General features: G+C 64.7%; 14 protein-coding genes. 11 read left to right on the top strand and 3 right to left on the bottom strand.

Annotation, left to right across the window (positions count from 1 at the left end; all coding sequences use genetic code 11):
- Window positions 1–134: 134 nt before the first annotated feature.
- Window positions 135–434 carry a DUF4229 domain-containing protein gene (locus E1H16_RS01425; protein ID WP_166741577.1) on the top strand — a complete coding sequence of 100 codons (300 nt, stop codon included), beginning with the start codon at window positions 135–137 and terminating at the stop codon, window positions 432–434.
- Here the strand turns inward: E1H16_RS01425 and E1H16_RS01420 are convergent, their stop codons facing one another.
- Both E1H16_RS01420 and E1H16_RS01415 read right to left on the bottom strand, forming a co-directional pair.
- On the bottom strand, window positions 435–1562 hold the full coding sequence (locus tag E1H16_RS01420) for an AMP-binding protein (protein WP_208378792.1): 1128 nt from the start codon (window positions 1560–1562) through the stop codon (window positions 435–437).
- Between the two features lie 5 nt (window positions 1563–1567).
- Window positions 1568–2509: a 1,4-dihydroxy-2-naphthoyl-CoA synthase gene (locus E1H16_RS01415; RefSeq protein ID WP_243837551.1), complete on the bottom strand. Its 942-nt coding sequence runs from the start codon at window positions 2507–2509 to the stop codon at window positions 1568–1570.
- Between the two features lie 80 nt (window positions 2510–2589).
- Here E1H16_RS01415 and rpmF point away from each other — a divergent pair, with 80 nt between their 5' ends.
- From rpmF to menD, 4 genes are all read left to right on the top strand, one after another.
- Window positions 2590–2757: a 50S ribosomal protein L32 gene (rpmF, locus tag E1H16_RS01410; protein ID WP_134321904.1), complete on the top strand. Its 168-nt coding sequence runs from the start codon at window positions 2590–2592 to the stop codon at window positions 2755–2757.
- Window positions 2730–2876: a type B 50S ribosomal protein L36 gene (ykgO, locus tag E1H16_RS01405; protein WP_481764296.1), complete on the top strand. Its 147-nt coding sequence runs from the start codon at window positions 2730–2732 to the stop codon at window positions 2874–2876. The genes rpmF and ykgO overlap by 28 nt, the downstream gene beginning before the upstream one ends.
- Window positions 2877–2959: 83 nt before the next feature.
- On the top strand, window positions 2960–3928 hold the full coding sequence (locus E1H16_RS01400; RefSeq protein WP_243837549.1) for an o-succinylbenzoate synthase: 969 nt from the start codon (window positions 2960–2962) through the stop codon (window positions 3926–3928).
- Complete coding sequence (gene menD / locus E1H16_RS01395) at window positions 3925–5583, top strand: 2-succinyl-5-enolpyruvyl-6-hydroxy-3-cyclohexene-1-carboxylic-acid synthase (RefSeq protein ID WP_134321902.1); 1659 nt, start codon at window positions 3925–3927, stop codon at window positions 5581–5583. The genes E1H16_RS01400 and menD overlap by 4 nt, the downstream gene beginning before the upstream one ends.
- Before the next feature lie 135 nt (window positions 5584–5718).
- Here menD and E1H16_RS01390 read toward each other — a convergent pair whose 3' ends face one another.
- Complete coding sequence (locus tag E1H16_RS01390) at window positions 5719–6663, bottom strand: beta-ketoacyl-ACP synthase III (protein WP_134321901.1); 945 nt, start codon at window positions 6661–6663, stop codon at window positions 5719–5721.
- A gap of 315 nt (window positions 6664–6978) precedes the next feature.
- Between E1H16_RS01390 and E1H16_RS01385 the strand changes: the two genes are divergently transcribed.
- The 6 genes from E1H16_RS01385 to E1H16_RS01360 all read left to right on the top strand — a co-directional run bounded on the left by E1H16_RS01385 (window position 6979) and on the right by E1H16_RS01360 (window position 12832).
- Window positions 6979–8277 carry a serpin family protein gene (locus E1H16_RS01385; protein ID WP_134321900.1) on the top strand — a complete coding sequence of 433 codons (1299 nt, stop codon included), beginning with the start codon at window positions 6979–6981 and terminating at the stop codon, window positions 8275–8277.
- A 93-nt stretch (window positions 8278–8370) separates the two neighbouring features.
- Window positions 8371–9111, top strand: coding sequence for a demethylmenaquinone methyltransferase (locus E1H16_RS01380; RefSeq protein ID WP_243837548.1), 741 nt, complete (start codon window positions 8371–8373; stop codon window positions 9109–9111).
- 129 nt (window positions 9112–9240) lie between these two features.
- Window positions 9241–10560 carry a geranylgeranyl reductase family protein gene (locus tag E1H16_RS01375; RefSeq protein WP_134321898.1) on the top strand — a complete coding sequence of 440 codons (1320 nt, stop codon included), beginning with the start codon at window positions 9241–9243 and terminating at the stop codon, window positions 10558–10560.
- Between the two features lie 119 nt (window positions 10561–10679).
- Window positions 10680–11042, top strand: a complete 363-nt coding sequence (locus E1H16_RS01370; RefSeq protein WP_166741576.1) for an NADH-quinone oxidoreductase subunit A — start codon at window positions 10680–10682, stop codon at window positions 11040–11042.
- A 15-nt stretch (window positions 11043–11057) separates the two neighbouring features.
- A complete protein-coding gene (locus E1H16_RS01365; protein WP_134321897.1) occupies window positions 11058–11801 on the top strand; it encodes a NuoB/complex I 20 kDa subunit family protein in 744 nt (247 codons plus the stop codon).
- Complete coding sequence (locus E1H16_RS01360; protein ID WP_134321896.1) at window positions 11798–12832, top strand: NADH-quinone oxidoreductase subunit C; 1035 nt, start codon at window positions 11798–11800, stop codon at window positions 12830–12832. The genes E1H16_RS01365 and E1H16_RS01360 overlap by 4 nt, the downstream gene beginning before the upstream one ends.
- Window positions 12833–12846: the final 14 nt, after the last annotated feature.

The raw sequence follows: 12846 nt of genomic DNA, 5'->3' as shown, positions 1-12846 counted from the left end.
TCCGGTCGTGCTGTGCTGGTCTACTTTAACTCGGTATTCCGCGGCGCGCTGTGGCGGCAATGACTCGCATCGGGTGAGGGGCCGGTGCGCGACATCTCACCGCCTGCGGCGCAGTCAGTGCGATAATGGCGGCCGTGAGCGACACTCCCGAATCCTCGTCCGAGGCCCCGCAGCAGAAGCAGTCCACCACCGGCCTCGCCCTGAGCTACTTCATCGCGCGGCTCGGTATTTTCGCGCTGATTCTGGCGGGGTTCTGGCTGATCGGTTTCCGAGGTCTGCCGGGTGCGGTCGCGGCGGCCATCGTGTCCATTCCGGTGTCCTTCTTCGCGCTGTCGAAGATGCGCGTCCGCGTCGCGGAAGGAATGTCGCAGCGCAAGGAGAAACAACTCAGCATGCGCGACGAGTTCCGGTCGACCGGCAAGAAAGCCGACTGATCACGCATTCTCGAGCGCGATCCGCAACGCCTGAGCGCGATCCGGTTTGCCGATACCTTTGTACGGCAACTCCGGCAGCAGCAAGAACTGGGTAGGCAATTCGTGCGGTGCAAGCAAGGTTCGTAACGCTTCGCGGGGTTCATCGCAACCGGGACCGCTGACGAGCGCGATAGCCCGCTGCCCCCATTCGAGGTCCGGGATCCCGACCACGATCGCGTCATCGATGCCAGGCAGGGTGCGGAGCGCCTGCTCGATCCGCAGCGGCGAGACTTTCTTGCCGCCGGTGTTGATGATGTCGTCGGCACGTCCCAGCACCCGCAGCCGGCCGTCACTTATCTCGCCGAGATCCGAGGTGGTGAACGTGCGCCCGTCGAGCGGGTCCTGCGCTACCGGATCGCGGTAGCCGCTGGCGACGACATCACCGCTGAGTCGGACGATACCGCCGGTGGTGTCGACCTCGACGCCCCGCAGCGGAATGCCGTCGTACACGCAACCGCCGGCCGTTTCGCTCGCGCCGTACGTTGTCACCACGTTGACCCCCGCGTCTCTGGCGCGCGCCAGCAGGCCCGGATCCGCCGCCGCCCCACCGAGCAGGATGGTGCTTAGCGAACGCAGGGCATCCAACGCGCCGCCGTCGATGAGGCGTTGCAACTGGGTGGGGACCAATGACACGTACCGGCGAGCGTGGGTGAGTTGGTTGGTGGCCGCGGTGAACTGGTCGACGAACGATGGACCACCGGCCGGGCAGACGACCGGGTCGATCCCTGCGAGCGCGGAGCGCAGTACGACCTGAATGCCGGCGATGTGGTTGATACCCAGGCACAGCAGCCATTGGCCGTGTCCGCCGAGGAACTCGATGGCGGCATCAGCCGATGCGCGCAGCGAACGCGCGGTGTGCAGCACGATTTTCGGTGCTCCGGTCGACCCAGTCGTGGCGACGCCGAGCACGAGGGGCTCCTGGTCGCCGATGACCGGATCGGTGACCCGAGCGGCAGCGAGGACGCGCTCGCGATCAGCGGCGTCCACCGGCAGCAGGATGTCTCGTGGTGCGCCGAGCACCGACGCGACTTCGGCGATATCGGCACGCGTCGGGACCGCTTGTACGACGTACGGTCGCAGGAGTTGCACGGTCGTTAGAAGTGGTACGGGTACGCCGACCAGTCGGGGTCGCGCTTCTGCAGGAATGAGTCGCGGCCTTCGGCCGCCTCATCGGTCATGTAGCCCAGGCGAGTTGCTTCGCCGGCGAATACCTGCTGCCCCATCAAACCGTCGTCGATCATGTTGAACGCGAACTTCAGCATCCGCTGAGCGGTGGGGGATTTGCGGGTGATCGTCCGGCCCCACTCCAGTGCAACCTTCTCGAGTTCGGCGTGCGGCACGACCTTGTTGACCATGCCCATCCGATGGGCGTCGTCGGCCGAGTACTCCGAGCCGAGGAAGAAGATTTCACGGGCGAACTTCTGCCCGACCTGACGCGCGAGGTATGCGGAGCCATAGCCGGCATCGAAGGACGCGACATCGGCGTCGGTCTGCTTGAACCGCGCATGCTCGGCCGAGGCAATGGTCAGGTCGGCAACGACGTGCAGCGAGTGCCCGCCCCCGGCGACCCAGCCGGTCGCAACGCAGATGACAACTTTCGGCATGGTGCGGATCAGCCGCTGCACTTCCAGGATGTGCAAACGGCCGGCCCGTGCGGGTTCGATGGTGTCGCTGGTGGTTCCTTCGGCGTACTTGTAGCCGTCCTTGCCGCGGATCCGCTGGTCGCCGCCGGAGCAGAACGCCCAGCCGCCGTCCTTGGGAGACGGTCCGTTACCGGTCAAGATGACCGCGCCGACATCGGTAGACATGCGGGCATGATCAAGCGCCCGGTAGAGCTCGTCGACAGTATTCGGGCGGAACGCATTGCGCACCTCGGGGCGGTTGAACGCGATACGTACGACGCCGCGAGATTTAGTCTCGGCGTCGCCGACGCTGCGGTGGTAGGTGATATCGGTGAAGTCGAATCCCGACACCTCCTGCCAGGACGACGGGTCGAAGATCTCTGAGATGCCGTTCGCGGGCGCGCTATCAGTCACGACGTGAGTCTACGTAGCGACCCGAACCTGCACGACGCCATCCTGTACTATCGAGAATCGTTCTCAATAAGGAGGTTGGTATGGCTGTTCCGAAGCGGCGTACGTCGCGCAGCAACACTCGTAGTAGACGCGCGCGATGGCGGGCAAGTGCGCCAGATCTCGTGCCGATCGTCGTCGATGGGGTGCAGCATTCGGTGCCGCGCAGGCTGGTACGCGCGGTGTGCGAGGGGAGGGTCGAACTGCCGTGAAGGTCCGCAAGAGTCTTCGTTCGTTGAAAAACCGTCCTGGGTCCCAGGTCGTGCGGCGGCACGGCAAAACCTTCGTAATCAATAAGCGCAATCCGCGCTTCAAGGCCCGACAGGGCTAAGCGTGTCGACCCTGACTGGCGGATCACAATCTATCGGTCAGTCAGGGCCGCCTAACCAAAACCAGTCGAACTAAACTAGTTGGGTGATTCCTGACCCCGACGAGCTCTTCGTCTACTCCATCGGGATGCGGACCCGATTCCGCGGAATCACCGTGCGCGAAGGTGTGCTCTGGAAGGGGCCGGCGGGGTGGGCTGAATTCTCGCCGTTCTGGGATTACGGCCCGGACGAATCTGCTCCCTGGTTGCGCGCGGCCATCGATGGTGCGCAGCATCCGTTCCCGGCGCCGAGGCGTACGTCGATCCCGGTCAACTGCACCGTCCCCGCCGTCGGTACCGAGCGCGCGCAGCAGGTTATACGAGATTCCGGCGGGTGCCGTACGGCGAAGGTCAAGGTCGCGGAGCCCGGAGGGTCGCTGCGCGAGGACTGCGACCGAGTTGCCGCCGTCCGCGACGTGCTCGGACCCGGGGGCAAGATCCGGGTAGACGCCAACGCCGGCTGGACTGTGACCGATGCGATCGACGCGATCCGGGCGATCGACGCCGCTGCCGGCGGGCTGGAGTACGCCGAACAGCCCTGCGCAACAGTCGACGAGCTCGCGGCCGTACGACGCTCGGTCGACACGCCGATCGCCGCGGACGAGTCGATCCGTCGCGCCGAGGATCCACTTCTCGTGCAACGCAAGGAAGCCGCGGACGTTGCAATCATCAAGGTGCAGCCGCTGGGCGGGATTGCCGCCACGCTGCAACTCGCGGAGCAGCTGACGTTGCCGTTGGTGGTGTCATCGGCCCTGGAAACCAGCGTCGGACTGGCAATGTCCGTAGCGCTGGCCGCGGCGCTGCCGGAACTGCCCTACGCCTGCGGTCTCAACACTGCGCAGTTGCTCACCGATGATGCGTGTAGCACCAGCCTGATCGCGGCCGACGGTGAGATCGCCGTACCGCAGGAGCGGATTGTGCCTGACCGACTTGACCACGTCCGCGCGGACGCGACTACCCGTCAACGCTGGATCGACCGGATATCAGCGATATCGCTGACGGGTGTGGGTGCATGAGCGCGGTCGAGCTGGCACACGAAACCCTGCGTGCGTTGCTGGATGCGGGTATTCGCGATTACGTCCTTAGCCCCGGATCGCGAAATACCCCGCTATCGCTGGAGTTGGCCGCCGCCGAGCGGGCCGGCGTCCTGCGGTTGCACGTGCGTATCGACGAGCGCTCGGCGAGTTTCCTGGCGCTTGGACTGGCGAAGGCCGGCGGGGTGCCCGCCGCAGTGGTGACCACATCGGGAACGGCCGTGGCTAACCTTCATCCTGCGGTGGTCGAAGCGTCGACGTCCCATACGCCGATCGTCGTAATATCAGCAAATCGTCCGTTGGGCTTGCTAGGTACCGGAGCGAATCAGACCATCGATCAGGTGGGTATGTTTGGCAGTGCGACTCGCGCGGCGGTCCATCTGGATGATCAGCGCCCCGGCGATTGGGCGGTCTTGCTGAAGGAGGCTGTCACCGAACTCACCAGTGCCAGCGGCGGAGCGGGACCGGTGCAGATCGACCTCGGTTTTACCGCACCACTGGTTCCCGACGCTCCTTGGCGCCTTCATGAACTTGCCGATCCCCAGCATGAAGGCAATCCCCGCGAACAACTCCCCGAACTAGTGGACGTCGCGCTGCCACCGCGCACCGTGGTAGTTGTAGCCGAATGCGGCGCAGCGCTGGCCGCTTCGTCGATTGAATCGGCGACGGCGGCCGGATTCCCTGTTCATGTCGAGGCCAGTAGCGCATTGGGGTGGGCCAACGAGGAGTGCCTGCGCAGCGGCGCGTTCTTGTTGTCCTCGGCGTTATTGTCGCGCTGGCGTCCGGAGCATCTGGTGATCGTGGGCAGGCCGACGCTGGGGCGTGCGATCCCGGCGTTGGCGACCGAGAGCGATATCGACGTTACGGTCGTACATGACCAGGGCAACCTGGCCGATGCCTTTCAGACTGGCCATGCTGCCCGGTTGGCGTCCGCGGTGTCCTTCACCGGTCCGGTCGACCCGGAGTTCGCCGCTGTGTGGCGCCGCGCCGATCTGGCTGCGGCCACGGTGATCGACGAGGAGTCGGCGCGGAGGTTCGACGCAGGCGCCGCCGCGCACCAGGTCGCCGACACGTACCCGGGCCTGTTGGTTGTAGCGTCGTCCAACCCGATTCGTGATCTAGATACCCGGGCCGCACGCCGGGCACGGCGAGTTCTATTGAATCGCGGAGCCGCGGGGATCGACGGGATGGTCTCGACGGCGATCGGCGCGGCGCTGGCACATCAGCGCGAGCACAACGAGCCGGTGACCGCGCTGCTGGGCGACCTAGCGTTTCTGCATGACAGCAACGGCCTGTTGATCGCCGCATCCGAGCCCCGACCCGATCTGAGCATCGTGGTGATCAATAACGACGGCGGCGCGATCTTCGCGAGCCTGGAACAGGGTGCATCCGCGTACGCGGATGACTTCGAACGGGTTTTCGGAACGCCACTGGGCGTGGACATCGCGGCGCTCTGTGCGGCGAGCGGTACGCCTCATGTGCGCTGCCGTGACCGCGAATCACTGCGCGCAGCCCTCGCTGGGACGACCCGTGGTATTCGGGTGATCGAGGTGCAGGTGAGTCGGGATCACGAGCGGGAGCGCCGCGCGGATTTCGCGCGTCGGGTTATCGCCGCCGCGGACGCGACCCACGCCTAGCCCGGGTAGTCCGCATACGTAGTCCGCGTGCTCGGTTGCGGTGAGAACATCACCACCGCCGGATCGTGACCCGCTGCGACCCGTCGACCAGCATCGTGTACGGGTATTTCGTCACGCGAGGCGGCGTTCCCTCGGCTACGGAGCCTTGATGACCTGACCGGCGTAGGACAGCCCGCCGCCAAAGGCAAACATCAGGATCGGCGTACCGCTGGGAATCGACTCGGATTCCAACAGCTTCGATAGCGCCAGCGGAACGGATGCCGCGGAAGTGTTCCCGGATTCGACGACGTCCGTGGCGACGATCGCGTTTTCGGCGCCGATTTTGCGTGCCAACGGTTCGATGATTCTCAGGTTGGCCTGGTGCAGCACGATCACGCCCACGTCTTCGGGGCGTACGTCGGCGCGTTCAAGGATCTGCAGTGCGATCTTCGGTAACTGCACGGTCGTCCAGCGGAATACGGACTGCCCGTTCTGGGCGAACTTGTCGTTATTGCTGCGTTCAATTCGAACTGCATCGCCCATCTCGGGGATCGACCCCCACACGACGGGGGAGATGTGCTGCTCCTCGGAGGCTTCCAGAACCATCGCGCCCGCCCCATCGGCGGTCAGTACGCACGTGGAGCGGTCGGTGGGATCGGTCATATCGGTCAGCTTCTCCGAACCGATTACCAATGCTTTCCGGGAGTTGCCGACCGCAATCGCCTGCTGTGCGAGCGCTAGCGCGTGCGAGAACCCCGAACATGCCACGTTGATGTCCAACGCCGCCGGATTACTGGTGATCTGCAGCGCTGCGGCAACCCGGGCCGCCATATTCGGCGAGCGATCGAGCGCTGTGCACGTGGCCACGAAGATCGCGTCAATCTCGTTTGCGGCGAGCCCTGCTTTGGCGAGTGCGTCCTCGGCGGCCTTGGTGGCCATAGTGTCGACAGATTCCTCGGGTGCTGCCCAGCGCCGCTCCCGAATGCCGACCCGGCGCTGAATCCACTCGTCGTTGGTGTCGACCATCTTGGCGATCTCGTCGTTAGTGACGATCCGCGGCGGTTGGTAATGGCCGACCGACAGGATCTTGCTTCCAATCACGGGGCGCCTCCTGGGCCAGGGACGGCCACCGGCCGGGACGCCGATGGGACCTCTGAGTTTAGTGCTGACCGCACCGCCTTCGTTGGTAGCACGTCCTAGTAGTTGTTCTGGGCAGGCGCGCGAGTCGCTGCACCGCGCCGAGCGGCGACCGCTGGTTGACCCAACGTCGATCGGTTCAGGATCGCGTCAGTCGTGGCAGGGTGAGTGGGAACCCGCTTCCAAGATGACCGGTCCTACGCGATAACCGGCCACGGTGCGGGGGCACGCGACGTTGCCACACACCACGGCGCAGTCACTTTTTTGGGGAGCTTGAGCATGAATCTGGGACAACGAGCGGTGACGCGGCGCGCGGCGTTGGGTTTGGCGGGCGGCCTGGCCCTCATCGTGGCCGCGGCGGCGTGCTCTGCGGAACCAGATAAACCAGAACCCTCACCCGAGGGTTTCGATGATCCAGATGCAGCGAGCATGCAAACCGCAGCGGACGATCCAGCCGCGGCGGCGTACCAGGCGGGCACCACCGGGTTCGCGCTCGCCATGCTCGCGGAAGCCGTCGCCGCGGAGCCCGCGGCTAATGCTGTGATCTCGCCGTTATCCATCAGTCAGTGCATGGCGTTGATCGCGCAAGGGGCCGACGGCGACACGCTCACCCAGATCGCCGAGGCGTTCGGTTGCGCCGACGCCACCGAACTGCGCACCGGCGCGAACGCCGAGATCACTGCGATTGCGGCACTGCAGCAAGCGCAGTTCGATATGGCGAATACGTCGTTCGTCAGTGACTCGTTCGCGGTGAAGGACGACTACGCGTCGATCGTCGCGCAGTGGTTCGGGGTCGCCCCACATTCGGTTGACTTCAGCGACCCGTCCGGGGCCACCGCGACGATCAACGATTGGGTCGCGCAGCGCACCAACGACAAGATTCCCGACCTGCTCGAATCCGGCCAAGTCACGCCGGACACCCGCACGGTGCTGGTCAACGCCCTGTACCTGAACGCGCTATGGGCGCAGGACTTCAACCCGGACAAGACCTCCGCAGATGCCTTCACCCTTGGCGATGGCTCGACATCCGAGGCCGACTACATGCAGGATCACCGGCACGTGCCGTACGTCGAGCAGGACGGCGCCATCGCATTCGAGCTGCCATACAAGGACGACGGCCTGGTAGCCCTGTTCTACCTCCCGGCCGAAGACACTGACCTCGCCGAGGCGATCGGGTCGCTGACTCCGGAAAGCGTGAGCGACGTAGTCGAGCAGTTGGCGGAGACCGAGGCGCAGCTCTACATACCGGTCTTCGAGGCGAAGCAGCGCATCGAGTTGTCATCCGCGTTGGAGAAGTTGGGGATCGTCGATGCGTTCGATGCTGACGTGGCCGACTTCTCGGCGCTCGCCGACGAGCCAACCCAGTTGTCGTTCGTGCAGCACGAGGCCTGGCTGAAAGTCGCGGAGAAGGGGACCGAGGGCGCGGCGGCCACCGCCGGCGGGATGGAGGCCTCGTCAGCGAACCCCGACGACTCGGTGGAGATTCGCCTCGACCGACCGTTCCTGTTCGCGGTGCGGGTCATCGCGACCGGCAGTATCGCCTTCGTCGCGGCAATCCAGAACCCCAGCGATAATTAGCCGTCGCAGCGGGGCGGCGACGTCTTAATTCGTCCGGCTTGTATGCCGCCGTCGAGGCCCGTCGGACCGCACCCGGCGACTATAGTCGCGTGCGTGCCAGACCAACATGCCACTCGCGCCACGCTAGAGAAGAAGCCGCAGGAAGTGCAGGCGATGTTCGAAGGCGTCGCCAAGCGCTACGACCTGATGAACACCTTGCAGTCCGGCGGTCTGGATCGGGTGTGGCGCCGGGCGACCCGAAACGCGCTCGAACTGCAGCCCGGACAGCGAGTGCTGGACCTCGCCTGCGGTACCGGCGTGTCCACGGTCGAACTCGCGCGCTCCGGGGCGTACGCCGTCGGATCCGACCTGACCTTCGGCATGCTCGCCGCGGGTAAACACACCTCGGCGGTGCAGCGTGCGAACGTGCCGCTGCTGGCCGGCGACGCCTTGCACCTCCCGTTCGCGGACGAGGCGTTTGACGCGGCGACGATCTCCTTCGGCCTGCGAAATGTCGTGCGGACCGGCGATGCGCTCGCTGAGATGGCGCGTGTGGTTCGCCCCGGCGGAACCCTCGTCGTGTGCGAGTTCTCCCGACCCAGCTGGGCGCCGCTTCGCGTGGCGTACTACAACGCTGCGCTCAAGCTGATCCCGCAACTGGCGCGCCGGGCGAGCAGTAACCCGGAGGCCTATGAATATCTGGCTGACTCAATCAAGGCGTGGCACGACCAGCAAGCTCTCGCCGAGTTGATTAATGACTCGGGTTGGACGGCGGCGCAGTGGCGCAATCTGACCGGCGGAATCGTTGCACTGCACCGGGCGAAGAAGCCGAAATCGACCGCCAGCGCGCGCTGAGCGATCGGTAAGGTTCGCCTAAGTTCGCGCAGGCTTAACGGTGACCCGTAAACTCTCCGATGTTAGATCGTGCACGTTTTCACAAGCGCGTCCTTGGACGCCTCAGTAGCATGCCTGGAGTAGGGATCCATGAGCGCAATTAGCGCGCAGCAGGACGCGGACGTCATCGTCGTCGGCGCCGGCCCCGGCGGATCGGCCGCCGCCTATTACGCGGCTCTCCAAGGCCTTGAGGTGCTGCTGCTGGAGAAGTCCTCGTTCCCGCGCGACAAGGTCTGCGGCGATGGCCTCACCCCCCGCGCGGTGAAGAGCATCATCGGGATGGGGATCGACACGACCGAGGGCGCCAGCGGTCTCGACGGAGTCGACCTGGAAGGCAAATGGATCCGCAACAAGGGTCTGCGTGTGATCGGCGGCAATGTTCGTCTCGAACTCGACTGGCCCGAACTGGCGTCCTTCCCCGATTACGGGCTGGTGCGCCCGCGATCGGACTTCGACGAACTACTTGCTCGCCGCGCCCAGCAGGTCGGCGCGAAGTTAGTGGAGAGTTGCAACGTCACCGGCGCTATCAACGATCCCAGCGGCCGCATTGTCGGAGTCACTGCCAAGGTGGGGCCCGGTAAGGAACTGCGTGAGTACCGGGCGCCGATGGTCATCTCCTGCGACGGGATGAGCGGCCGTTTGGGCCTGGGGGCCGGCATTCTCCGCGACGAAAAGCGTCCGATGGGTGTCGCCGTACGCCGCTACTACAAGTCTCCGCGACACGACGATGACTACCTTGAGTCCTGGCTGGAGCTCTGGGAGGAACTTCCCGGCGGCGACAAGCGCCTGCTTCCCGGGTATGGCTGGATATTCGGTGTCGGCGACGGTACGTCTAACGTCGGTCTCGGCATCTTGAACTCCTCGGCGTCCTTCCAGGACCTCAACTACCGCGATCTGTTGGTGCGCTGGCTCGGCGGGCTCCCCGAAGAGTGGGGATACGTCGAGGAGAACGCCACGGGGCCGACCCGTGGTGGTGGCCTGCCGATGGGCTTCAACAAACACCCGCACTACAAGGATGGGCTGCTGCTCGTCGGCGATGCCGCCGGTGCGATCAACCCGTTCAACGGCGAGGGCATTGCGTATGCGATGGAAACCGGCCAACTCGCCGCCGAGGCCGTGGCACAGGCGTACGGACGTCGCACGGATTCAGCCCGTGAACGCGCCCTCGAGGGCTACAACTCGGCGATGGCTGATCACCTGGGCTCCTACTACCGCCTCGGCGGTGTGTTCGTGAAGTTGATCGGTAACGAGCACGTGATGCGCGCGGCGACCAAGTACGGCCTGCCGCGCAAGACACTCATGAAGTTTGTCCTGAAGATGATGGCCAACCTCACCGACCCCCGCGACGGTGATGCGATGGACCGGATCCTGATCGGATTGCAAAAAATGACCCCGGCGGTGCGGTCATGATGAACGGTTCGACAACGAATGTGATGCGCTACGGCGAGGGTTCAAACACCTACCGACCGACCCATACAGTGGAAACGGCGGCGTCCATGCAACACATGCTGACAAGGATGGGTGGCTAAGTGCTCGACATTTACGTCCCACTGATCACGCTGGGTGTACTCGCCCTCGGGTTCGCGGTCTTCTCGGTCTGTCTAGCGACGATCGTGGGGCCCAAGCGCTATAACAAGGCGAAGTACGACCCGTACGAGTGCGGTATCGAGCCGGTGGAGCAGCCGTCAGGCTCCGGGCGTTTCCCGATTAAGTACTACCTCACGGCGATGCTGTTCATCATCTTCGATGTCGAGATGTTGTTCCTGTACCCGTTCGCCGTCGCGATGGGGCAATTGGCCTGGTTTGGTCTCATCCAGATCACCATCTTCATCGCGCTCGTCACGGTCGCTTACGCCTACGAATGGCGTCGCGGCGGACTCAACTGGAATTAGTGAGGTCGCAAGACAATGGGTATTGAAGAGAAACTTCCCGGTGGACTGCTGCTGACGTCCGTCGAGGCCCTCGGCAACTACGCGCGTAAGGCTTCGATGTGGCCGGCGACCTTCGGTCTGGCGTGCTGCGCAATCGAGATGATGACGACCGGTGGACCGATGCACGACTTTGCGCGCTTCGGTATGGAGCGGTTCTCCGCCACGCCACGTCAGGCCGACCTGATGATCGTCGCCGGCCGCGTGACGCAGAAAATGGCCCCGGTCGTCCGTCAGGTCTACGACCAAATGCCCGAACCGCGCTGGGTCATCGCGATGGGCGTCTGCGCCAGCTCGGGCGGCATGTTCAACAACTACTCGGTGGTGCAGGGCGTCGACCATATTGTTCCGGTCGACATCTACCTGCCCGGATGCCCACCGCGACCGGAAATGCTGCTCGATGCAATCCTGAAACTGCAGTACAAGGTGTTGCACGAGCCGATCAATGCCAAGCGCGCGAAAGAGGTCGCCGAGCGCAACGCGAACCTGCACGTCGATATGCCCTCGAGCGTGCGTCGCGCCGGCTACACCCCGTTCCACAAGTCGTGGAATCCCACCAAGCGCAAGTCCGGCGACACGTTGCGCGAGGACTGGATCAAGGCCAAGGGCGAAGGTCGCGAGAAGCAGTTCATGCTCGAGCAGGACTCCCCGCAGAAGAAACTGGCCGCGAAGCAGCGCGAGCTCGCCTCGCCCACGCGCAAAGAAGTTGAAGGTCGCCGATGAGCATCAGCACGCCTAACCCGAATTCGGGCAAGGACGAGACCCGCGAAGACACCAAGGAAAACGCGGCCCCTCCGCGTCCGTCCGCGCGGCGCCAGCGTCGGGGCTCCGGCTCGTCCGCGAAGCGGGACGAAACCGCCACCGAGGCGACCCCGGCCACCGACGCCGCTGAGCAGCCGGCCGACGATGGCCAGGCCTCCGACGCGAAGGATGCCGCGGCCCCGGAGGGCTCCAAACCGCAGGGGGCAGCCGAAGGCGATGAGGTAGCCGCGCGCGTCACCGATCCGACCGCGTTCGTCTCGCACGCTCGCTCCGAGTTCGACCCAACGCCCGCGCCGCAGGCCTCCGGTCGCCGCGGACTGTTCGGTGTCGAGGGCAGCGGCGATACCTCCGGTATGGGCGGTTTGGTCACCCAAGCCGGCTCCGGAATCCCGAGTGTTTCGTCGCCGCGGCCGTACGGTGGATGGTTCGACGAGGTCGCGGACATCTTCGCCAAGGCGTATCCGCAGTGGAACAAGGCGCACCTGGCGACCATGGTCGACCGTGGCGAGATCACCTTCTACGTCGAGAAGTCGCACATCGCGAAGATCATGCAGATTGCCCGCGACAACTCCAGTTTGCGATTCGAGCTGCTGTCCTCACTGTCCGGCGTCGACTACTACCGCGGCGACGGCGGAGTGTCGTCTACCGGTGACCCGCAGCAGGATGAGTACCGCAAGCAGCGATTGCACGTTGTTTATCACCTCACCTCGATGACCTTCCGTCGCCGGGTGCGCTTCGAGGTTGCGACGACGGTCGAGGATCCGCACGTGCCAACGGTCAGCGAGGTCTACCCGACTGCAGACTGGCAGGAGCGTGAGACGTACGACATGTTCGGCGTCATCTTCGACGGGCATCATGCGCTCACCCGCATCTTGATGCCTGACGACTGGAACGGATTCCCGCAGCGCAAGGACTATCCGCTCGGCGGCATTGACGTCGAGTACAAGGGCGCGAGCATTCCGCCGCCGGATCAGCGGAGGTCCTACAAGTAATGCGAACCATCATC

The organism is Cumulibacter soli (assembly GCF_004382795.1).
Classification (GTDB): Bacteria; Actinomycetota; Actinomycetes; order Mycobacteriales; family Antricoccaceae; genus Cumulibacter; species Cumulibacter soli.
Note: the sequence above shows the minus strand (reverse complement) of the source record. Positions and strands in the feature narration are given on the sequence as shown.